Origin of the sequence: Corallococcus llansteffanensis (assembly GCF_003612055.1) — a bacterium.
In the GTDB taxonomy this organism is placed as follows: domain Bacteria; phylum Myxococcota; class Myxococcia; order Myxococcales; family Myxococcaceae; genus Corallococcus; species Corallococcus llansteffanensis.
Genome location: NZ_RAWB01000108.1, coordinates 1 through 20,835, shown reverse-complemented (window position 1 = coordinate 20,835; position 20,835 = coordinate 1). Strand labels below are relative to the sequence as shown.

Below are 20,835 nucleotides of genomic sequence, written 5' to 3'. Positions count from 1 at the left end.
GGAAAATACAGAAGGCCCGACCCACTCAAGGATCGGACCTTCTGGTGAATCACGCTGTCGTCAGGATGACGACGACGGGCTCAGATGGGGCGAACGTTCTGCGCCTGCAGGCCCTTGGGGCCCTTGGCGACGTCGAACTCCACCTTCTGGCCTTCGGCCAGCGAGCGGAAGCCATCCGCCTGGATGGACGTGTGGTGGCAGAAGAGATCCTCGCCCCCGCCGTCCTGCGTGATGAAACCGAAGCCCTTCGCATCGTTGAACCACTTCACGGTACCGGTAGCCATTTGCTTGTTCTTCTTTCCATCGCGGACAGGGAAAGTCGCCGTCCGGCCCTACAGAGAGTCAACCCTACAAGACGGGCGCACACTAGGCACCCGCTCTGGGAGAAGTCCACTCCCCTCTTTCGCTTTCCGTCACACTTCGGACCCTTGCAGGTAGGCCGGGCGTGCAGCCGGAAACACAGAAGGCCCGACCCTGGAATGGATCGGACCTTCTGGCGAATCAGGAAGTCGTCAGGATGACGACGGGTTCAGACGCCGCGAACGTTCTGCGCCTGCAGGCCCTTGGGGCCCTTGGTGACTTCGAACTCCACCTTCTGGCCCTCGGCCAGCGAGCGGAAGCCGTCCATGTTGATGGCGGTGTGGTGGCAGAACACGTCCTCGCCCCCGCCGTCCTGGGTGATGAAGCCGAAGCCCTTCGCATCGTTGAACCACTTCACGGTACCGGTCGCCATTGCCTTGTTCTTCTTTCATCGCGGACAGGAAGAGTCGCCGTCCGGTCCCACAGAGAGTCGTCCCTACAAGACGGGCGGAAGCCTAGACGCCCGTCCCGGAACCTGTCTACTCCCCGAGCAGGCTACCAACCGCACTTCTGGCCCTTGTTCTGCTCCTGCAGCCAACGACGCAGCGGGGCGAAGTACTCCAGCATCGGCGTGGCATCCATCTGCTTGCCGCCCGTCATCGCGGCGAGCGCCTCCGGCCACGGCTTGCTCGCGCCCAGCTCCAGCATCGCCTGGAGCCGCTGGCCCGCCGCCTTGTTGCCGTAGATGGAGCACTCGTTGAGGGGGCCCTTGATGCCGGCCGCCTCGCACAGCGCCTTGTGGAACTGGAACTGGAGGATCCGCGCGAGGAAGTAGCGCGTGTACGGCACGTTGGCGGGCACGTGGTACTTGGCGCCCGGGTCGAAGTCCTGCTCCGTGCGGGCCACCGGCGCGGCCACGCCCTGGTACTTCTGGCGCAGCTCCCACCAGCTCTTGTTGTAGTCCGCCGGCTTCACCTTCCCGCTGAAGACGTCCCAGCGCCACTGATCCACGAGCAGGCCGAAGGGCAGGAAGGCCACCTTCTCCAGCGCGTCCTTGAGCTGGAGGTTGATGACGTTCTTGTCGTTCTTCTCCACCGCGCTCAACAGGCCCGCCTGCTGGAGGTAACCCGGGGTGATGGAGAGCGTGAGCGCGTCGCCAATGGCCTCGTGGAAGCCGTCGTTGGCGCCGGCCTGAAAGAGGACGGGGAGCTTGTAGTAGTACGTGTAGTAGTAGTTGTGGCCCAGCTCGTGGTGGATGGTGACCAGGTCCTCCTCGGTGGGCTTGATGCACATCTTGATGCGCAGGTCGTTGTCGTACGTCACGTCCCAGGCGCTGGCGTGGCAGACGACGTCGCGGTCCTTCGGCTTGGTGAACTGCGAGCGCTCCCAGAAGGACTGCGGCAGCGGCTTGAGGCCCAGCGAGGTGAAGAACTTCTCCCCCAGCTTCACCATCTTCTGCGAGTCATAGCCCTGCTTCACCAGCGTGGCGCCGACGTCCAGGTTGGCCTGGCCGGGGAACGGCTCCACCAGCGGGTAGATGTTGTTCCACTCCTGCGCCCACATGTTGCCCAGCAGGTGCGCGGGGATGGGCTTGCCGGCGGGCACCTTCGCCTCGCCGTACTGCTTGGCGAGCCGGCCGCGCACGTAGCAGTGCAGCTCGTCGTACATGGGCTTGACCTGGCCCCAGAGCCGCTGCGCCTCCTGCTCGAACTCCGCCGGCTGCATGTCGTACGACGAGCGCCAGAGCGTGCCCAGGTCGCTGAAGCCGATGTCCTTCGCGCCCGCGTTGGAGAGGGTGACGAGCTGCGAGTACAGGGGCCGCATGGGGCGGCTGATGGAGTGCCAGCCCTGCCACGCGTCGAGCAGCTCATCCGCGTTGCGGCTCTCCGCCATCACGTCGGACAGCTCCTCCAGGTCGCGGCACTTCCCCTTGCCGTCCTTGCCGCAGTACTTGCCCTTGCCGTACAGGCCCTCCAGCTTCGCGGCGGTGGTGGCCAGCTCCGCGCGCTGGGTGGCGTTGGCCGGGGCGGGCAGCGTCTGGGAGACGCGCAGCAGGTGCAGCATGCGCGCGGTGTCCGCATCCAGCTTCAGCCCGTCGAAGCGGCGCGACTCCTTGATGGCGCCGTTGACGTAGGCCATCACCTCTTCGTTGATGGACGCGGCGTTCCGCTCCGTGTCGTCGGTGATGTACGTGCTCTTGATCCACTCGGCGGTGGCCTGCCGGGTCCAGAGCTGCTTCAGGTCCGTGTTCAGCTTCGCGGCGAACTGCTTCGCCTCTGCGGGCGTGGCCTTGGCGGCGGGAGCGGGCGTGGCCTTGGTGGCGGGAGCGGGCGTCGCTTGCGCGCCCGCGGTGGTGGCCGCGAGCGACAGGGCGGCCAGGGCCGCGCGCATCAGGGGCTGCAGGAAGGGGGTGCGGGTCATGGGCGCGGACACTATGGGAAGTGCCCAGCCCTCGCACCCGCGAAGTCAGGCGGGCCGCGCGTGACACGTTGCGTCCCGATCCATTCCCACGGGGCCGACCGGAGAGCAGGCAGCCGCGACAGCCGCTCCCTGCCGCGCAGCTACAGGGAGTCACAGTTTTCATCCATGCTGCTGGGACACACCAGGGACCCGCTTTGGCCCGTGCCGGACGAGGCGCTGACGGAAGCACGGGGGTTCCTGGAGGGGTGCCGGGGCCGCCCCGTCCTCGTCGTGCCGCACCCGGACGTGGATGGGCTCGCCTCCGGGGTCCTGATGCTGCGCGCGCTCCAGTCGCTGGGGGCACGCCCGACGGCGCGGCTTCCGGGCAAGGGGGAGGATCTGCACACTCCGTCCTTCCTGGAGCGGCTGGCCACGTTCCCGGCGGAGCGGCTGGTGGTGCTCAACACGGGCAGCCGGGGCGGAGGGCCGCTGCTCAAGGGCGTCCCCACGCTCGTCGTGGAGCGCGGCGACCGGTTCGCGTCCGACGGGTATCCCCCCGAAGCGCGGGTCCTGACGACGCGCGCCCACGAGCCCGTCGCCAACACCAGCCTGCTGACGTACGTGCTGACGTCGCCCTTCGTCGTGCCCGGTCCGCTGGAGTGGCTGGCCGTGCTGGGAACGGTGGCGGCCCTGGGCGTGGACGCGCCGATGCCCTACCTGAAGGATGCGCTGCGGCGGGCGAAGCGCACGGCGGTCCTCGAGGCCGTGTCGCTGTTGAACGCGACGTGCCGCTCCCACCGTGTCGCGACCCCGCTGGCGATGCAGGTGCTGCTGCGCGCGGGCAGCGCGTCGGACATCCTCGAAAGCCGTGTGCTGGGGGTGGATGCGCTGCGCGACTGTCGCCTGGAGGTCCAACGCGAGGTGGCCCGGTGCGCGAAGACGCCACCGCGCTTCGCGGGCAACAAGGTGCTCCTCATGTTCAGCTCCGAAGCGCAGGTGCATCCGCTGGTCGCGGTGCGCTGGTCGCAACGCATGCCGGACCACATCGTCATCGCGGCCAACACCGGCTATCTGGAAGGCCGCGTGGACTTCACGCTGAGGAGCCGCGCACCCGTGGACCTGGGTGGCCTGATGCGGAGCGGCGAGCCGGCGTCCCAGGAGGAGGTCTGCGAGGACGGCTCCTCGCGCCATGTCACGGGCGGCAGCCTGCCTCCCGCGGACTTCCTGCGCCTGCTCGAAGGCATGGGCATCCGGGGGCTGAGCGGGCTCGACGTGGAGCGGCGCGGCGTCGCACCCGGATGAATGCGGAGATGATTGCGATATGACGCGGCGGATGGTTCGCGCCCTCCCCGCCCTCCTCTTCTCGCTGTGCCTCGCCTGCGGTTCGACGACCGAGGATCCGCCCACTCCCGGGGGTGAGGCCTGCGAGCGGTTCGCGTTCCCACTGTCCGACACACCGTCCGCCAGTCACGTGAGCTCGTGCAGCAGCACCGGGTGCGGCAACGGTGAGAACCCGCCCAACTCCGGCATGCACTGCACCACGTGGCTGTCGTGCCGGAGCTTCACCACGGAGCAGCCGCGCTGCTCGTGGCTGCACAACCTGGAGCACGGGCATGCGGTGTTCCTCTACAACTGCCCGGAGGAAGGCGGCTGCCCCGACGAGGTCGCGAAGCTGGAGGCCGCGCGGGCCATTGCCGCCCAGGGCAGCAACGGCGTGCGCCGCGCCCTCGTCGCGCCCGATGCGCAGCTTCCCAAGCGCTTCGCCGCGCTGCTGTGGCGCCGCACGTACCTGATGGACTCCGTGGATCCGGAAGCGCTCGAGTGCCTGCTCGCGCTCCAGGACAAGGAAGCCCCCGAGCCCGAGCTGGGCTGCTCGCCTTGAGCATGGCGGGGGCTCGCGCCACGGCCCGGTGACCTGTCGGACAGGGGAGCGAAGTCGTCAAGGCCGGAAGGCATACGGGGGCCGAAGCGTACTAGCGCCTCCATGATCAACCCCATACGACGCGCCCTCGCGGCGCTGCTGACGCTGACGTGTCTCGGGGCGATGTCGGCCCACGCCGCCGGTGTGCAGGGCCCCATCCCCCCGGCCTTCCAGAACCGCATGATGGTAGGCCTCTTCGAGGAGGCCGGCCAGAACTGGATGCGTGACAGCGACGTCCCCTGGGATGCGCGCTACCGCTACTTCACCAAGGGCTGGGCGGACAACTGGGGCTACGGCGCCCACGATGGCAGCTGGGCCGCCAGCTTCTTCACCGAGACGAAGGCGCAGGGCTACGTCCCCGTCGTCACCTACTACCAGCTCTTCGGTGAGCCGGGCGGCGGCGAGCAGGAGACGCTGGCGAAGCTGAAGAACGCCAGCACCATGCGCTCCTACTTCGAGGACGTGAAGCTGCTCCTCCAGCGCGCGAAGACCTTCGGCGCTCCCGTCTTCGTGCACGTGGAGCCGGACGCCGTCGGCTTCATGCAGTTCCAGACGAACTCCAACCCCAACGCGTACGCGGCGATCGCCGCCTCGGGCATGCCGGAGCTCGCGGGCCTGCCCAACACCGTGGCGGGCTGGAGCCTGGCGTTCCTCCAGCTGCGCAAGGCCGTGGGCGCGAACAACGTCGTGCTCGGCCTGCACATCTCCGCGTGGGCCAGCGGCAAGGACATCGCCTACGACTCCCTCACGGATCCGCTCCAGCCGGAGGTCGACAAGGTCGTCAACTTCCTCAAGCCACTGGGGCTCGCCACCAACGTCACGGGCACCACCTACGACGTGCTCGTGGGGGATCCGCTGGACCGCGATGCGGACTTCTACCGGCTCACGCAGGGCCAGGACCACACCTGGGACATGAGCGACATGGCGTCCATCACGTCCCGGTCGTTCAACCGCTACGCGGAGTGGCTGCGCCTCTTCAACCAGACCAGCGGCAAGCGCTGGGTGCTGTGGCAGATCCCCCTGGGCAACTCCAACCACCTCAACATCAACAACGCGGGCGGCGCGCGACAGGGCTACAAGGACAACCGCACCGAGTACTTCTTCGGCGCGAGCGGTGACCTGCACCGACGCAAGTTCGCCAACGTGGGAGTCGTGGCCCTCCTTTACGGCGCGGGCGCGGGCGGACAGAGCTCCTATCAGAACGACCTCGCCACCGACGGGCAGCCGTACCTGAAGCAGCGCGCGAAGACGTTCCTCCAGGCCGGGGGGCTGCTGCTGCCCGCGATCGGCACCACGCTGCCGCTTCCGGGCGGCGGCGGATCATCCGATGCGGGGACGCCTCCTGTCGACGCGGGCACCCCGCCGACCGATGGCGGTACGCGTCCGGATGGCGGCGTCGACGGTGGTGTGGACGGTGGCACGCGCCCGGATGCAGGCACTGACGGTGGCACGAGCCCGGACGCCGGCAGCGGTTCGTCCGATGCGGGCACCTCCACGGATCCGTCGAAATATGGCTTCGAGTCCGGCGCGCAGGGCTTCACCGCAGGCGGCGCCGCACTGTCGGCCGTCAGCACCAGCACCACGAAGGCCTACGCGGGCACCCGTTCGCTGGCCGTGCCCTTCAATGGCACGTCCGGCAGTGGCACCGTGGCCGTGGCCAACGCGGCCGTGGCCTCCGGCCGGACGGTGACGTTCCGGCTGTGGCTCCCGACCGGGAGCAAGATCCTCGGCGTGCAGCCCTATGCCCTGGAGGGCGCGGCCAGCAACTGGCGCTGGACGGGCAACTGGGTGGCCGTGGGCAGCCTCACGGCCGGAGCGTGGAACGCCATCACCGTGAAGCTGCCGTCCGGATCCACCACGCCGCTGTATCAACTGGGCGTGGAGTTCCAGACGAGTGGCACCTGGAAGGGGACGGCGTACCTCGACGCCGTCACCTGGTAGCGAACGGAGTCCCGGTCCCGCGGGCGCGTGCAACCGCCCGCGGGACCGACGTAGGGTAGCGCCGCCTTGAGCGCCCTGCCCCTTCCGACCCCCGCCTCCCGCGAGCGCATCCGCGCCATCGACTGGCTGCGCGGACTCTCCGTCCTCTTCATGATCCAGACCCACGCGCTCGCGCTGCTCACCCCCGAGCTGCGCAAGAGCGTGTGGACCGGCTGGCTGTTGAGGCTCGACGGGCTGGTGGCCCCCGCGTTCATCTTCTCCGCCGGGTTCGCGCTCTGCCTGCTGATGGTGCGCAGCGCCGCGGCGGGCGTGCTTCGCGAGCGCGTGCCCCGCAACCTGCGCCGCATCGCGGAGGTGTTCGCGGTCGCCGCGCTCGTCAACGCGGCCTGGTTCCCCGTGCTGCGCGAGCCGGTGTGGCTGCTGCGCCTGGACATCCTCCACTGCGTCGCCCTGTGCCTGCTGATCACCCTGCCCCTGGCGGCGCTGCTCGCCTTCCGCCCTCGCGCCCTCGCGGCCACGGCGTTCGTGCTGGCGATGGTCGCGTTCGCGATCGCGCCCCTCTTCGACAACGCCGGGGAGCCCTGGGCGTCGTTCCTGCGCAAGTCCTCCTGGGCCACCTTCCCCCTGCTGCCGTGGGTGGGCTTCGCGTGGCTGGGCGCCTTCGCGGGCACCATCGCGGGCGCGTGGGGCCGCGCGGGGCTCTCGCGGTCCCTGGCCTTCCTCATCGCGCTGGGGCTCGTGGGGACGCTGACGCCCCACTTCCTCGGAGGCCTCTACCCCCCGCACCGCTTCTTCGTCACCAACCCCTCCAACTCCGCCACCCGGTTCATGTGGGTCTGCGCGGTGCTGCTCGTGTTGCTGAAGGTGGAGGGGCGGATGGCGCCGGACGCGAAGCCCTCGCGCGCACGCCGCTTCCTGGAGGTGTTCGGGACGGCGTCGCTGTCCGCGTACTTCTTCCACGAGATGCTGCTGTTCTACCGGCTCGGCGGCGTCTTCTCGTTCCAGCGCGTCTGGGGCGACTCCAGCGGGTGGCTCCAGTACGCGGGGCTCGTGGTGCTGCTCATCGCCTGCACGTACGTCCTGTGTCTCGCGGTGGATCCGGTGGAGCGCGCGCTGAAGAAGGGCTTCGCGCGCGTCCGCCAGCTTGCGCTCAGTGGCCCGTGGATGCGGCCTGCTCGAAGGCGCGGATGACGTCCGGCGGGGCCTGCACCAGTTCGATGAGCACACCCTCGCCGCTCAGCGGGAACTGATCACTCGCCTTCGGGTGGATGAAGCACACGTCGAAGCCCGCCGCGCCCTTGCGGATGCCGCCGGGGGTGAAGCGCATCCCCTGCCCCTCCAGCCACTTCACGGCCGTCGCCAGGTCGTCCACCCACAGCCCGACGTGGTTGAGCGCCGGGTCGTGCACCTTCGGGCGGCCGTCGGGGTTGACGGGCTGCATCAAGTCCACCTCCACCTTGAAGGGGCCCGCGCCCGCCACGACGATGTCTTCGTCCACGTTCTCACGTTCGCTGCGGTAGGTGCCGTGGGCCTGAAGGCCCAGCGTGTCCACCCACAGCCTGCGCAGGGCGCCCTTGTCCAGCCCTCCGACGGCGATCTGCTGGATGCCCAGAATCCGGAACGGTCGTGTCGTCTCCATGGGCGGGCACCGTCGCAAATGGGGTTTCCCCACGCAAGCGCGGGCCACGTCCGGCGGCGGGAAAAATTCACCGGATAAACCCATTCCGGAAGTCGGCCGTTTTGAAGCCCACGCCTTCAACTGCCTGCCTGGGAGCCCGAATGTCCCCGTTCTTCTCGAAGCGCCGCGTGTCCTTCCTCAGTGGTGCCCTCCTCTCGGCGGGCCTCGTGGCCGCGTGCTCCACCTCGAGCCCCTCGGAGCAGCAGGGGCTCAGCCAGGGTCAGGTGAGGCAGGAGGAGTCCTCCAGGCGCTACAAGACCGCCCCCCAGGACGACGCCGCCCCCGAGCCCTCCCAGGTGGCCGCGCTGGAAGCGCCCGAAGAGAACGAGTCCGCCCGGAGCGGCGGCACGGCAGCCCTCATGGCCCCGCCTCCTCCGTCGAGCCCGTCCATCGCGCCCGCGCCGATGGGCCGCGCGCAGCCGTCCCCCGAGGCGAAGAGGGAGGCCTCGAGGCGCGCCATGCCCTCGAAGCCCATGGAGGTGGCGCAGGGCGTGAGCGGCGGCGCCGTGGACGCGATGGGCGACTTCGCGAAGGAGAAGGCCAAGAAGGACCAGGACACGGACAAGTCCCTGAACGAGGGCGGCAACACCTTCGAGGTGTACAAGCCCAACGCCTTCACCGAGACGACGAAGGACGCGCTGTCCACCTTCGCGGCGGACGTGGACACGGCCTCCTACTCCATGGCGCGGCGCTACCTGCAGCAGGGCCAGCTGCCGCCCGCCCAGGCGGTGCGCGTGGAGGAGTTCGTCAACTACTTCAAGTACCGCTACGCCCCGCCGGAAGAAGGCGCCTTCACGGTGCACCTGGAGGGCGCGCCCTCGCCCTTCAACGCGCGCCGCCACTTCGTGCGCGTGGGCGTGCAGGGCAAGGTCGTCTCGCGCTCGCAGCGCAAGCCCGCGCACCTGGTGTTCCTGGTGGACACCAGCGGCTCCATGGCGTCGTCGGACAAGCTGCCGCTGGCGCTGGAGTCCATCAAGATCGCGGTGAAGAACCTCAATGAGAACGACACCGTGGCGCTCGTCACCTACGCGGGGTCCACGCGGGACGTGCTGGCGCCCACGCCCGCCACGGACGTGAAGAAGATCCACGCGGCGCTGGACACGCTGGCTGCGGGCGGCGGCACGGCCATGGGCTCCGGCATGGAGACGGCCTACAAGCACGCGGTGAAGAAGGCCTCCGGCAGCGTGGTGTCCCGCGTGGTGGTGCTCACGGACGGCGACGCCAACATCGGCCCCAACCTGAGCGCGAAGGACATGCTGGCCAGCGTGCAGAAGTACGTGTCCGAGGGCGTCACCCTCACCACGGTCGGCTTCGGCATGGGCAACTACCACGACTCGCTGATGGAGCAGCTGGCCGACAAGGGCAACGGCAACAGCTTCTACGTGGACAGCATGAAGGAGGCGCGCAAGGTCTTCGAGACCCAGCTCACCGGCACGCTGGAAGTCATCGCCAAGGACGTGAAGTTCCAGGTGGAGTTCAACCCCAAGGCCGTGAGCCGCTACCGCCTGATGGGCTACGAGAACCGGGACATCGCGGACAAGGACTTCCGCGACGACAAGGTGGACGCGGGTGAGATTGGCGCGGGCCACACCGTGACGGCGCTGTACGAGGTGGAGCTGACGGGCGAGGCGCAGGAGCTGGCCACGGTGCGCATCCGCGCCAAGGCGCCCAACGGCACCGAGGCCAAGGAGCAGGCCTTCCCCCTCACGCGCTCGCAGCTGAAGGCGTCCCTGGAGGCCGCGTCGCCCGACTTCCGCTTCGCCGTGGCCGTGGGCGCCACCGCGGACATCCTCCGCGCCGCCCCCGCCGCCGAGGGCTGGAGCCTCTCCACCACGCAGAAGCTCGCGGAGAGCGCCGTGGGCACGGACAGCGACCGCACCGAGTTCGTGAAGCTCATCACCCAGGCCCGCGCGCTGACCAGCGCGTCCGCCCGGGGCCGCTGAACCCCAGCGACGGACACCTTCGGAATGTGCAGCAAGGGGACCCCGCCCGCCACCGGCATCCACCGGTGGCGGGCGGGGTGTTTTTCAGCGCCTCAGTAGACGGAGTAGGTGGGCGGCGTGGTGCTGGTGAAGAAGTTCAAGAAGGTGGCCGTGTAGTAGTTCCCCGCCTGGCCATTGATCAGCCCCGTCTTGGTGCCGGAGACACCCACCCCCGTGCCGTCCCCCGAGAGGCTGAGCGTGCCCGTGTAGATGTCACCCGTGCCGTAGTCGCAGGCGAAGTCCGCGCTGCGCACGGTCCCCAGCGTCGCCGGGTTCACGTGCCGGAGCGCGTACTTGTACCGCGCGGGCTCCAACGGCCCCGTCCGCATCACGAAGCCCACCGCGAGTCCCAGGCTGTTGCCCACGAGCGCGAGCGACGAGGGCCTGTCCTTCACGACGTGGGCGACCACCACCGACGCGCCCGTCGGAAGGGGGCAGCCCGTGCCACCCGTACGGGTCAACACGACGTCATGCGATGCGGGCGACGCCGTCACCAGGACCGTGGACACCGAGTAGTTGCAGCCCTGCGAGGACGCCGTCGTCAGGCCCGCGGACTGCTGCCCCAACGCCTCGCCCTCCTCCACCGGCTCCGGCCCACCACAGGCCGAGAGGACCAGCGCCGAACCCAGACATACCGCACGCGTGAGGCTGTTCATTTTCTGGATACCTTTCCTTCCGGGGAAAGACCGTACCCTATCAAGCCCCACCGGCCCGACCAGGACACGGGGCATGTCTGTCCTTGACGCAAGGCAGCGCGTGTATGCTGCGCGGCATGAACCGACCCTCTGCATGGAAACCTTCGCTGCTGCTGGCCGTGGCCTCGCTCGCCTGTGGAGGCTGCGGAGACTCCGCCTCCGGGGGCGGCGTGACGCTGGGCTCGGAGCAGAAAGGGATTGCGACCTATTACGACGCCAAGGGGGACGGCAATTGCAGCTTCGACCGGGGCGGCGACCTGATGGTGGCGGCGATGAGCCCCGACCACTACGACGACAGCGCCGCCTGCGGGGCGTGCGTGGACATCGTGGGGCCCAAGGGCAACGTGCGCGTTCGCATCGTCGACTCCTGTCCCGACTGCGAGAAGGACCACCTGGACCTGAGCCGCGAGGCCTTCGCCAAGGTGGCGGAGATGAAGGACGGCCGGGTGGACATCACCTGGACACCGGTGTCCTGTGACGTCGCCGGCCCCGTGCAGTACCGCTTCAAGGAAGGCAGCAACCCGTGGTGGACCGCCATCCAGGTGCGCAACCACCGGCTGCCCATCCAGAAGCTCGAATGGAAGCGCGGCGGCGGCGACTGGAAGGCCCTGAAGCGCGAGAGCTACAACTACTTCGTCACAGGGGACGGCGTGGGCGAAGGCAGCTTCCAGGTGCGCGTCACCGCCAGCGACGGCCAGCAGCTCACCGACACGCTGGCCGAGGTGCTGGACGGCAAGACAGTGGACGGGGCGGAGCAGTTCGCGCCCCAGAAGTAGGCGCGAACCGCTCCGGGCGAAGCGCTACCGCCGCAGCATGCCGCGCAGCAGCTCCAGCGCCTCGGTGATGCCCTGCCAGACCTGGAGGGCCTTGATGCCCTCCCCTTCGCCCTGCACGTTGCGGCGGGCAGCGCGCTCCAGGGGCAGCAGCGCGCCCTCCACCAGCTCAATCTGCCGGCTCAGCTCCGCCGGAGTCGGGCCGCTCGCCGCGCGCTGCAGGGACTCCGCCTGCGAAGGCATGGACACCGACACCGGCCGGTCCGCCAGCGCGGTGATGGCGTGGGAGAGCTGAGCGAGGTACGGCCCGAAGTCGGGGGCTTGGGCCGGCACGGGGACATTCCTCAAGGTGGGCGGTTCGGCCTGGGCCGCCACCCGCTCCGTGAGGGCCTTGAGCAGCTGGGCCAGGTGCTTGAGGTACGGCGCCAGGTCCGTTGCCGGAGCCGTCGGCGCCGCCACGGTCACCGGTGCGGGGGCCTGCTTCGCGGCGGCCGTCTCGCGGCCCACGCGGGCCACCTCCAGCACGGCCTCGCGCAGGGCCTCCAGGTGCGGGGCCACCTCCACCAACGGATCCACGTCCGGGGCGCTGCCGGCCTGTGCCGCGGCCTGGACCACGGCGTCGCGCACCGCGCCCAGCTGCTCCTCGATGGCGCCCAGCTGCCCGGTGACGCGCGCCACGGGGTCGTCCTCCTTGCCCCCCATGCGCTTCACGCGGGCGAAGCCCTGCTTGATCTCCTCCCAGCGCTTCGCCTTCTCCGGCGTCAGACGCCCGCGCATCTCCTGAAGCTTGAGCAGGTTCTGCTCGGCGGCGGTGGTGAGCGTCTGGGACTCGCCCTGGTAGTGGTCGTCGATTCTCCGCTCCAGCTCGTCGTCCGTCATCGCGGAGACGACCTTCTCCGCCATCTTGTTCATGTTGCGGTAGCTGCCCTGCAACTTGAACGGGGGCTCCACGCGGAAGCGCTCGTCCTGCGCGGCGGACGCGATGTACTGGAGGTTCACCTTGAGCAGCACCTGCTGCACGCGGAACAGCCGCTGGAAGACGGCGACGATCTCCTGGAGCTCCGCCGCCGCGTAGCCGTGCTTCAGCTCGCCCGCGGGCACCTCCTCGCCCTTCGCCATCCGGATGAGGCGGTGCACGTCCTGCGGATCGCGCGTGGCCAGCGGCGCCAGCACCGGGTTGGAGGTGAGCGCGTTCTCCAGGTAGCTGAGCGAGAAGAGCTCCTCCTTGCCGTCCAGGATGTCGCCCAGGTTGTACGTGTCCGCGCGGTTGGCGAGCATGTCTGGGATGCGGAAGCGCTCGCCCGTCTCGGTGTACGGGTTGCCCGCCATCACCACGCAGAACTTCTTGCCGCGCAGGTCATACGTGCGCGTCTGGCCATTCCAGACACCCTCCACGCGGCGCTGGCCGTCGCACAGGGAGATGAACTTCTGGAGCAGCTCCGGATCCGTGTGCTGGATGTCATCGAGGTAGAGCATCACGTTGTTGCCCATCTCGAAGGACAGGTTGATGCGCTCCACCTCCTGCCGCGCGGTGGCGTTGGGCGCCTCCGCCGGATCCAACGACGTCACCGCATGGCCCAGCGCCGGCCCGTTCACCTTCACGAAGGTGAGGCCCAGGCGGCTGGCCACGTACTCCATCAGCGTCGTCTTGCCGTAGCCCGGCGGCGACATGAGCAGCAGCATGCCCATGCGGTCCGTGCGCTTGCCCTCGCCCGCCGCGCCCAGCTGCTTGGCCAGGTTGGCGCCGATGAGCGGCAGGTACACCTCGTCGATGAGCCGGTTGCGCACGAAGCTCGTGAGCACCTTGGGCGTCAGCTCCTCCAGCCGCAGCTTGCGCCGCTCCCTGTCCAGCAGGTCGCGCAGGTACGCGCGGTAGGCCGTGTACGCGGGCACGCGCACCTGGCGGAACTCGCCCAGGCGGGACAGGAACTCGTCCAGGCGCAGCGCCAGCTTCCGGTCCTGCACGCGCGGGTGGCTGCCCAAGAGGCCCGTGGCCTCCGTGGAGGTGATGGCGCCCGCCGTCTCACGGTCCAGCTTGCGCTCGGTGACGAGCACGACGGCCGTCTCCAGCGCGACGTAGGCCGCCTCGCCCGCGCCGCCCTCGCGCTTCGCGAGGAATGCATCCACCCACGCCCGCGCGATGCGCAGGCGCTCGGGCAGGTTCTTCTCCAGGCCCCGCAGGTCCTCGTCGAACGCGGTGCGCGACCCGTGCCGGTCCAGGTGCGCCAGGAAGGCGTCCTTCACCGCCAGGGCCTCGCGGCTCGTCGTGAAGCGCGGACGCTCCACCGCCAGCTCCTCCACGAGGTAGCGGCCCGCCTGCCGGCCCTCCGCGGGCGACGCCTGGAGCCCGTGGCCCTGGAGGAACGCGAGCACCCGTCCGCCCAGCTCGTCGCCCAGCGCCACCAGGTCCGACGTGGTGTCGAACGCCTCACGCAGCCGCGCGAGGCTCCGCGCGCGCCGGTGGAACACGCCCCGGAGCGTCTCGTCCGGGTCGAACGCCCAGTAGAGCGCGGCCCAGGCACGCGGCACCGGGGCGAAGCGCAGCAGGCCCGCGCCCTGGTGCAGCGCGAGCAGCTTCTCCAGGATGGCCGCCGCGTCCGCGTCGTGCACGCCGCGCTCGTAGCCCTCGTCGAAGCGCTCCGCCGCGTACGCGCGCACACGCTCCAGCAGTTGGCCCTGCGCGCCGGCCTCGTACAGCGCCGTCAGCGTGTGGCCGCCCTTCCCCTCCTCCGCGTCCATCAGCAGGCCGGCGGCGAGGTACTCCGCGCGGTACACGTCGCGCGTCTCGGAGACGAGGTGCTGATCCCAGAGCTCGCGGTACTTGAGCAGCTCCGGGTCCTCCAGCTTCTGCGTGTAGTCGGAGCCGGTGAGCTGCAGGTACAGCGCGCCGTCGCGCGGCACCAGCGTCAGGTCCAGGGGCTGGGTGTTGACGTGGAATCGGTAGGGCCCCAGCTTGATGAGCCCTTCGCCGCCCTCGAACAGGTCCTGCCGGTCGCGCAGCGCGCGCAGGGCGTCCTGCTTCGCGGACTTCACCCGCGACAGCACCTCGTCCGCGCGCACGCTGTCCTGGAGCGCGAGCAGCTGTTCCGCCAGCTGCCGCAGCTTGAGGATCATCGCGTCGGACGCGAAGTAGGCGTTGAGCTCGTCGTCCGCCTTGAACGACTTCGCCCGCCGCTGCACGCCCTGGAGGATGCGCTCCGCGGCGCTGAAGAGGCCGGACGCGCGGCGCTGGCGCTCGTCCACCAGCGACTGCTTGCGCGCGCCGAAGGCCTCCAGCAGCTCCTCGCGCTTGACGGTGATCTGCCCGAGGAACTCGTCGAACTCGCCGAAGCGGCCCTCCAGCTCTTCCAGCATCACGGTGAGCCGCGACAGCGCCTCGTCGCACTTCTCCGGCGAGTCCGCCTGCGACAGCGCGTTCTCGATGCTCTGGCCCAGCAGCTTGAACTGCGCGCCGAACTCCGCGCGCTTCTCCTTGCTGCTCAGCTCCTTGCGCCGCGCCTGGAGCCCCGCGCGCACACGGTTGAGGCGGCTGAACAGCTCGGAGATGCCCTCCAGGATACGCGCGCGCGCCAGAGGGTCGCCCACCTGGAGCCCGCCCACCACCTCGCCCAGCACCTCCAGGCCCTGGCCGGTGCGCTCCACGTCCTCCGCCAGCGGCGCCAGCTCCGCCGTCGTCGTCACCGGCTCCAGCCGCGTGAGCAGGTCGTCCAGCCGGGTGGCCAGCGGCTGCAGGGCCTCCCCCTTCTGGAGGAAGTCCACGGCCGCGGTGCTCACGGCATCGGACGCGGCCACCACCGCCTGCTCCAGGGCGTCCACGCGCCCCAGGTCCATGTAACGGACGTCCTTCAGGGTGATGAGGTGTCCCCGGTGCCGGCGCAGGTCCGCCAGCGCCCGCATGAAGCCCTCGGCGTCGGTGAGCCCCTCCGGCTGGGCCTGGAGCAGCAGCGTCTCCTGCGCCTGCGACGCCTGCGCGAGCGACTCCTCGGCGCGCTTGCGCATCGCGAGGACCTTCTCGAACTCATCGATGATGAGCTCGGAGGTGCGCCGCAGGAGTTCAATGGGCTCCTGGAGCCCGACCTCCGCGTTGCCCAGCCAGTAGTACGCGTCCAGGGCCCGCGTGGCCGCGGAGACCAGGTCCTCGTAGGTGCGGCGGGTGGGCTTGTCCGTCTTCGCCACGCGCGGCAGCGTCAGCGCGTCGCTGATGCCGCGCACCAGCTCCGCGTTGCCCACCTTGCCCAGGTAGCCTGGCGCGGGGGGCAATTGCGCGGCGTGCTCGTCGGAGACGAACGGCGTCTGCCACACCTGCATGGGGTGCACGCGCGTGGGCTCCTGCGACGTGGCGCGGAACACCACCAGCCCACCGTCCGCGAAGAGGCTCATGCCGTTGGAGACGAGCGGCGTCTGCACCTCCTTGCGCACCAGGTTGTACGGGAACAGCACGTAGCTGCCCTCGTCCCGGCGGTGGAAGACGTAGAGCACGTCCTCCCCGTTGGGCGAGCGCACCGCCTGGTGGAACTCCATCCCGTCCGACGCGCCGTCGAAGACCTTGTAGTCGCCCGTCTGCAGGTAGTAGCCGCCGGGGAAGACGATGCCCTGGTCCTCCGGCAGCCGCACGCACGACTGGCCGATGGCGTCGATGCGCACCACGTGCTGGGTGCGCGCGTTGAAGACGAGGTAGCGGTGTGCCTTCTCCCGGAACGGGAGCACGCGCAGCAGGATGAGGCCGCCCACCTGCGTCCAGGCGAACTCCGCGTCGTCCAGCGACTGATCCGGATCATCCACCGGCTCGCTGTAGATGCCCATGCCGGTGGTGGTGTTGTCCTCCACCTTGATGGTGAGGTCGCCCTTCACCGTCTCCACGAAGACCTGATCCAGCACGTTGACGTGGGGGTGCTGGCCCAGCACGTACTGCTCGCGCGTTGCCACCGTCCACTCGAAGTCGTGCGACGGCGGGAAGACGTGGTCGCGCTCGCCCTGGTTGTCGACGTAGGTGGCGCGGCCCTCCACGTCCACGTTGAAGCGGAAGACCTTGAGGTCGCGCGCGGACTGGCCCGTCTGGAACACCGCCAGCAGGCGCGAGTCGCGACGGCGCAACTGCAGCAGCTTCGCGTCCTTGTAGTACTTGTACAGCTCGCCGAAGTCCTTCACGAACCGCGGGTCCGCGAGGAAGCCGCCGGCCTCCATGGGAGGCACGGCGGACAAATCAAAGCCCTCGGCCGTCTTCTCGAAGCGGTGCAGCGAGAAGACGTCCGAAACCACGGTCTCCTTCTTCAGGCCGATGAAGACGTTGTAGCCGAAGAGGAGGTACTTCCCGACGCTGACGATGTCGCGCGGGACGCAGTTGTTCTCCGTGCGCACCCGCTCGTTGCCGATGACGGTGAGCTCCGTGCCGCCGAACAACGCCTTGCGCCGCCCGTTGAGGTCGTTCGCGCGCGTCGCCAGCGCGTCCGCCTGGGAGTGCAGGCGCGCACGGATGACCTCGTAGCTGCCGCCCTCCAGCGTCGCCTCGCCCCCGGGCACAGGGGTGCCCGGAGTCTTTCCACCGTCAGTCGCCATGGCTGTTCATCCCCCTGCTTTCAGCCCTGCTTTTCGAGGAGGGCCGCGGCCTCCGTCTGCACCAGCGCCTTGATGCCGGCGGCGGTGGAGACGGTGGGGTTGACCGACATCCGGTTGAGCAGCGCGGCGACGGCCAGGTTCTGCGCGTCGTTGGTGAGGCCCGGCTTGGAGAGGATCTCCTTCAGGTCCGCCGGCAGGTCCTTCTCACCGTTGAGGTAGCCGCCGAGCGCCTTCTTCAGCGCCTCGCCGTGGTCCAGCGCGCCGTCCACCGAGCTGCCGAAGGACACGGCCTTGATGAAGTTCTCGAAGAACTTCCCGTCGCCGCCGACGATCTGGAACTTCGCGTTGCTGAAGGCCTGGCCCAGCACGGAGGCCTGGGCCTGCGCGATGTCCTTGCGCACGTTGATGGCCGCCAGCTCCACGTCGCGCTCCTTGTTGAGGCGCAGGCGGTACTCCTCGTGCTCACGACCCACGCCGTCCAGGGCCTTCATCGCGGTGGCCTTCTCCGACAGGCCCCGCGCCTCGGCCATCAGCTTCTCCTGGATGGCGGCGGCCTCGGCGAGCAGCTTCTCGCGCATGGCGAACGCCTCCGCCTCGCCGCGCTTGTGGATGGCGCCAGCTTCCGCCTCCTGCACGCGGGCCTGGGCCATGCCCTTCTCCTCCAGGCCGGACGCCTCGGCGAGCAGCTTCTCGCGCGTCGCGGAGGCCTGCGCCTGGCCCTGCTTCTGGATGACGGAGGCCTCGGCCTCCTTCACGCGCACCTGCGCCATGCCCAGCTTCTCCGTGGCGACCGCGTCCGCTTCCCGCACGCGCACGTTGGCGAGCCCCGCGGCGGCGGACTCGGCCTGGATGCCCTCGGCCAGCCGCATCTTCGCCTTGGCCGACTTGTCCGCGGCCTCCAGGTCCGCCTCGGCCAGGGTCAGCCTCTCCTTGGCGAGGAAGACGGCGATCTTCGCGCTCGCGTCCGCGGCCTGGATGTCCTTGACGGACGACTCCTCCGCGTGCGCCTGCGCGGCGATGATGATGGCGTCCTTGTTGCGACGGGCCTCCGACGTCACGCGCAGGTCCTTGATGTTCTCCTCTTCCTGGGCGACGGTCTTCTCCACCGCGATGCGGGCGCGCACCACGTCGGCGATGGCCTTCTTCTCCCCCTCCAGCGCCTTCTCCTTGGAGATGCGCTGCAGCTCCGTCTCACGCTCGCGGTTGATGGCCTCCAGGGCGCGGTCCTTCTCCACGCGTTCGGTCTCCACGCCCACCACGCGCTCGCGGTTCTTCTGCGCCACCTGCACCTGGCGCGTCTTGTTCTCCTCGTTGATGGCGATCTCTTCTTCCGCCTTGATGCGCGCGAGCTGCGCCTTGGCGAACTCCTCGCTCTTCACGCGGTCGGCCTCGGCCGTCTCGCGCGCCTGGATGCTGTCGATCTCCCGGCGCTGCTTGGCGGCGGCCTCTTCGCGCTGACGCTGCAGGGCGAAGATGGCCTCGTCGGCTTCCACGTCGCGCTTCGTCACGGCCATGCGCTCGGACTGGCGCAGCTCGTTGGTGAAGACGTTCTGCTCGGTGGTGAGCTGGGTGATCTTCCGGATGCCCTGGGCGTCCAGGATGTTGTCCTTGTCGAGCATCTCCACCGGGGTCTGCTCGAGGAAGTCGATGGCGCAGTCCTCCAGCATGTAGCCGTTGAGGTCGCGGCCGATGGTGCCGACCACCTTGTCCTTGATCTCATCGCGCTTGGTGTAGAGCTGCTCGAAGTCGAAGCTCTTGCCCACCGTCTTGAGGGCCTCGGAGAACTTGGCCTCGAAGAGGTTCTCCAGCGTCTCCTGGTCGCTGGCGCGCACGCAGCCGATGGACTGGGCGACCTTGAGCACGTCCTCGCGGGTCTTGTTCACGCGCACGAAGAAGGTGACCTTGATGTCCGCCCGGATGTTGTCCTGGCAGATGAGGCCTTCCTTGCCGCGGCGGTCGATTTCGACCGTCTTCAGCGAGATGTCCATCACCTCCGCGCGGTGGACGATGGGGAGGACGACGGCGCCGGTGAACGTCACCGTGGGCTCGGTCTTCATCGTGTTGACAATGAGCACCTTGCCTTGATCCACCTGGCGGTAGAACTTCGCCACGCTGACGAAGATGCCGAAGAGGATGATGACGCCGCCGCCGATGATTGCTGCCAGGCTGATGGGATCCATGGCCTTCCTGTGAAGTCCGTTGGGCGGGCCTTGTTCCAAGCACTCGGGGTCCCCCGCGAAAGCCACCCGGTGCCGATTGTCGCGCCCGTCCGGAAGGTCCGGAGGACGCCAATGTTCATCGCTGCGAGCGGGCCCTCGCGACAGCCGCTGCCTTGAGCGGATCGCGAAGCTGCTCCATTTCCTGGGGCAGGAGCCAGTCCACCGGCTCCACCTCGTACACACCGCGCTCGGCGTCGTAGCCGAGGATCAACGCCGGCTCGCCCCGCTTGAGCTGGTTGGGCTTTTCACAGACGACGTTGAGGATGAGGCCCGCGGCCCCGTCGTTGAAGGTCGCGTGGCCGTCGCGCGCCGTGACGCTGCCACTGGAGATGTTGCACACCCGGCCCATCAGGGCCTCGCGGCCCGGGGCGCGCTTGGCGATGAAGATGGGGCGCAGGGGGCGCACCGCGAGTCCGCCCACCGTCGTCCCCACCGCGAAGCAGGCCAGGCCCAGGCCCGTGCTGACGAGCCACGAAGGCAGCATGGAGAGCGCCGTGTGCACCGGCAGTCCGCTCACGAGCGACAGCGACCAGGACAGGAACACCACCAGGCTCACCGACACCGTGATGGGGATGCCGCCGAAGCCCAGCAACGACATCAGCCCGGTGGCGGCCTCGGCGTCATGCACGTGCGAGTGCCCGCCATGTCCGTGCCCCGAAACGGCCTTCGCGCCGCCCTCGAGCAACCCCGAGGTGGCCTTGGCCCCGCCCTCGAACGCGCCGCTCACCGCCTTGGCGCCGCCTTCCAAGTCCATGTGGACGTCGCCGTCCAGCACGTCGATGCCCACCGCGCCAATGATCACGCACAGCCAATAGGCCAGCACCACCCCCAGGAGGATGGTGAAGATCGCGGTCGGGAACGCCACGAGGGCGTCGAGGAAGGTCGTCATGCCTCGGGAATACTCTGCGGGTGGGAGTTGAACCGGAGTCTAAACGACTGCACCTCCAACCGAAAATGCCACCCGGGGCTTTTCCGCCTGCCTGCTGTGCGTGCCTCCAGGTTGCGAGCGGCTTGCCGGTCGCAAGTGGGCTGCGCACTACAGGGTGAGCCCTGGCGTCCAGGTGTCCTGGCCCCCGGCCCCGGATGACAGCGATGACCTCCCACCTCGCAGTATCGGAAACCGAGCCGGGCACGCCTCCAGGCCGTCGGAGCGCCCGTGGCCTGACGCAGTTGGAGCGCCTGCGCCAGGATGGCCACCGGCGGCTCGGGACGATGAAGCGGGGCTTCCGCTACGTGGATGCGACGGGCCGCCCGGTGTCTGCGGCGGAGCGCGAGCGCATCGAAGCGCTGCGGCTGCCCCCGGCGTGGACGGAGGTGGCCATCGCGACGAAGGCCTCCGCCCGGCTCCAGGCGGTGGGCCGGGACGGGGC

15 protein-coding genes are annotated in these 20,835 nt (G+C 69.3%); 7 read left to right on the top strand and 8 right to left on the bottom strand.

The window, feature by feature from the left end; genetic code table 11:
- Positions 1-80 precede the first annotated feature (80 nt).
- The 3 genes from D7V93_RS12875 to D7V93_RS12865 all read right to left on the bottom strand — a co-directional run bounded on the left by D7V93_RS12875 (position 81) and on the right by D7V93_RS12865 (position 2,721).
- Entirely contained in the window at positions 81-284 is a 204-nt protein-coding gene (locus D7V93_RS12875; RefSeq protein WP_120610828.1) for a cold-shock protein, read from the bottom strand.
- A gap of 245 nt (positions 285-529) precedes the next feature.
- Positions 530-733, bottom strand: coding sequence for a cold-shock protein (locus D7V93_RS12870; RefSeq protein ID WP_120610827.1), 204 nt, complete (start codon positions 731-733; stop codon positions 530-532).
- Positions 734-855: 122 nt separating this feature from the next.
- Positions 856-2,721: a M2 family metallopeptidase gene (locus D7V93_RS12865; RefSeq protein ID WP_120643684.1), complete on the bottom strand. Its 1,866-nt coding sequence runs from the start codon at positions 2,719-2,721 to the stop codon at positions 856-858.
- A gap of 165 nt (positions 2,722-2,886) precedes the next feature.
- Here D7V93_RS12865 and D7V93_RS12860 point away from each other — a divergent pair, with 165 nt between their 5' ends.
- The 4 genes from D7V93_RS12860 (at position 2,887) to D7V93_RS12845 (ending at position 7,753) form a co-directional block, all read left to right on the top strand.
- On the top strand, positions 2,887-4,002 hold the full coding sequence (locus D7V93_RS12860; protein WP_120643683.1) for a hypothetical protein: 1,116 nt from the start codon (positions 2,887-2,889) through the stop codon (positions 4,000-4,002).
- A gap of 31 nt (positions 4,003-4,033) precedes the next feature.
- On the top strand, positions 4,034-4,582 hold the full coding sequence (locus D7V93_RS12855) for a thioredoxin-like domain-containing protein (RefSeq protein WP_244237276.1): 549 nt from the start codon (positions 4,034-4,036) through the stop codon (positions 4,580-4,582).
- A gap of 102 nt (positions 4,583-4,684) precedes the next feature.
- The gene (locus D7V93_RS12850; RefSeq protein WP_120643681.1) at positions 4,685-6,562 is read left to right on the top strand and encodes a hypothetical protein; all 1,878 of its coding nucleotides are present in this window, start codon (positions 4,685-4,687) and stop codon (positions 6,560-6,562) included.
- A gap of 66 nt (positions 6,563-6,628) precedes the next feature.
- On the top strand, positions 6,629-7,753 hold the full coding sequence (locus D7V93_RS12845) for a heparan-alpha-glucosaminide N-acetyltransferase domain-containing protein (RefSeq protein WP_120643680.1): 1,125 nt from the start codon (positions 6,629-6,631) through the stop codon (positions 7,751-7,753).
- Here the strand turns inward: D7V93_RS12845 and D7V93_RS12840 are convergent.
- A complete protein-coding gene (locus D7V93_RS12840) occupies positions 7,713-8,201 on the bottom strand; it encodes a VOC family protein (RefSeq protein ID WP_120643679.1) in 489 nt (162 codons plus the stop codon). The two genes, D7V93_RS12845 and D7V93_RS12840, sit on opposite strands and share 41 nt — an antisense overlap.
- 140 nt (positions 8,202-8,341) lie before the next feature.
- Between D7V93_RS12840 and D7V93_RS12835 the strand changes: the two genes are divergently transcribed.
- Entirely contained in the window at positions 8,342-10,183 is a 1,842-nt protein-coding gene (locus tag D7V93_RS12835; protein WP_120643678.1) for a vWA domain-containing protein, read from the top strand.
- Positions 10,184-10,275: 92 nt separating this feature from the next.
- Here the strand turns inward: D7V93_RS12835 and D7V93_RS12830 are convergent, their stop codons facing one another.
- Positions 10,276-10,878 carry a hypothetical protein gene (locus D7V93_RS12830; RefSeq protein ID WP_120643677.1) on the bottom strand — a complete coding sequence of 201 codons (603 nt, stop codon included), beginning with the start codon at positions 10,876-10,878 and terminating at the stop codon, positions 10,276-10,278.
- Between the two features lie 116 nt (positions 10,879-10,994).
- On the opposite strand from D7V93_RS12830, the gene D7V93_RS12825 reads away from it, so the two are divergent.
- Positions 10,995-11,693, top strand: a complete 699-nt coding sequence (locus D7V93_RS12825; RefSeq protein ID WP_120643685.1) for an expansin EXLX1 family cellulose-binding protein — start codon at positions 10,995-10,997, stop codon at positions 11,691-11,693.
- Positions 11,694-11,717: 24 nt separating this feature from the next.
- Here D7V93_RS12825 and D7V93_RS12820 read toward each other — a convergent pair whose 3' ends face one another.
- The 3 genes from D7V93_RS12820 to D7V93_RS12810 all read right to left on the bottom strand — a co-directional run bounded on the left by D7V93_RS12820 (position 11,718) and on the right by D7V93_RS12810 (position 20,354).
- Complete coding sequence (locus tag D7V93_RS12820; protein ID WP_120643676.1) at positions 11,718-17,246, bottom strand: DNA repair ATPase; 5,529 nt, start codon at positions 17,244-17,246, stop codon at positions 11,718-11,720.
- Between the two features lie 20 nt (positions 17,247-17,266).
- Positions 17,267-19,426 (bottom strand): hypothetical protein, encoded by a 2,160-nt coding sequence (locus D7V93_RS12815; RefSeq protein ID WP_120643675.1) that lies wholly within the window; start codon positions 19,424-19,426, stop codon positions 17,267-17,269.
- Positions 19,427-19,541: 115 nt separating this feature from the next.
- Complete coding sequence (locus D7V93_RS12810) at positions 19,542-20,354, bottom strand: hypothetical protein (protein WP_120643674.1); 813 nt, start codon at positions 20,352-20,354, stop codon at positions 19,542-19,544.
- Positions 20,355-20,635: 281 nt separating this feature from the next.
- Between D7V93_RS12810 and D7V93_RS12805 the strand changes: the two genes are divergently transcribed.
- A partial coding sequence (locus D7V93_RS12805) for a DNA topoisomerase IB-related protein (RefSeq protein WP_504739567.1) occupies positions 20,636-20,835 on the top strand: 200 nt, incomplete at its 3' end.

What these genes read in the sequence shown, in the direction of transcription:
- D7V93_RS12875 (WP_120610828.1), bottom strand. Translation starts at nt 284, where the DNA reads ATGGCTACCGGTACCGTGAAGTGGTTCAACGATGCGAAGGGCTTCGGT.
- D7V93_RS12870 (WP_120610827.1), bottom strand. Translation starts at nt 733, where the DNA reads ATGGCGACCGGTACCGTGAAGTGGTTCAACGATGCGAAGGGCTTCGGC.
- D7V93_RS12865 (WP_120643684.1), bottom strand. Translation starts at nt 2,721, where the DNA reads ATGACCCGCACCCCCTTCCTGCAGCCCCTGATGCGCGCGGCCCTGGCC.
- D7V93_RS12860 (WP_120643683.1), top strand. Translation starts at nt 2,887, where the DNA reads ATGCTGCTGGGACACACCAGGGACCCGCTTTGGCCCGTGCCGGACGAG.
- D7V93_RS12855 (WP_244237276.1), top strand. Translation starts at nt 4,034, where the DNA reads ATGGTTCGCGCCCTCCCCGCCCTCCTCTTCTCGCTGTGCCTCGCCTGC.
- D7V93_RS12850 (WP_120643681.1), top strand. Translation starts at nt 4,685, where the DNA reads ATGATCAACCCCATACGACGCGCCCTCGCGGCGCTGCTGACGCTGACG.
- D7V93_RS12840 (WP_120643679.1), bottom strand. Translation starts at nt 8,201, where the DNA reads ATGGAGACGACACGACCGTTCCGGATTCTGGGCATCCAGCAGATCGCC.
- D7V93_RS12835 (WP_120643678.1), top strand. Translation starts at nt 8,342, where the DNA reads ATGTCCCCGTTCTTCTCGAAGCGCCGCGTGTCCTTCCTCAGTGGTGCC.
- D7V93_RS12830 (WP_120643677.1), bottom strand. Translation starts at nt 10,878, where the DNA reads ATGAACAGCCTCACGCGTGCGGTATGTCTGGGTTCGGCGCTGGTCCTC.
- D7V93_RS12825 (WP_120643685.1), top strand. Translation starts at nt 10,995, where the DNA reads ATGAACCGACCCTCTGCATGGAAACCTTCGCTGCTGCTGGCCGTGGCC.
- D7V93_RS12820 (WP_120643676.1), bottom strand. Translation starts at nt 17,246, where the DNA reads ATGGCGACTGACGGTGGAAAGACTCCGGGCACCCCTGTGCCCGGGGGC.
- D7V93_RS12815 (WP_120643675.1), bottom strand. Translation starts at nt 19,426, where the DNA reads ATGGATCCCATCAGCCTGGCAGCAATCATCGGCGGCGGCGTCATCATC.
- D7V93_RS12810 (WP_120643674.1), bottom strand. Translation starts at nt 20,354, where the DNA reads ATGACGACCTTCCTCGACGCCCTCGTGGCGTTCCCGACCGCGATCTTC.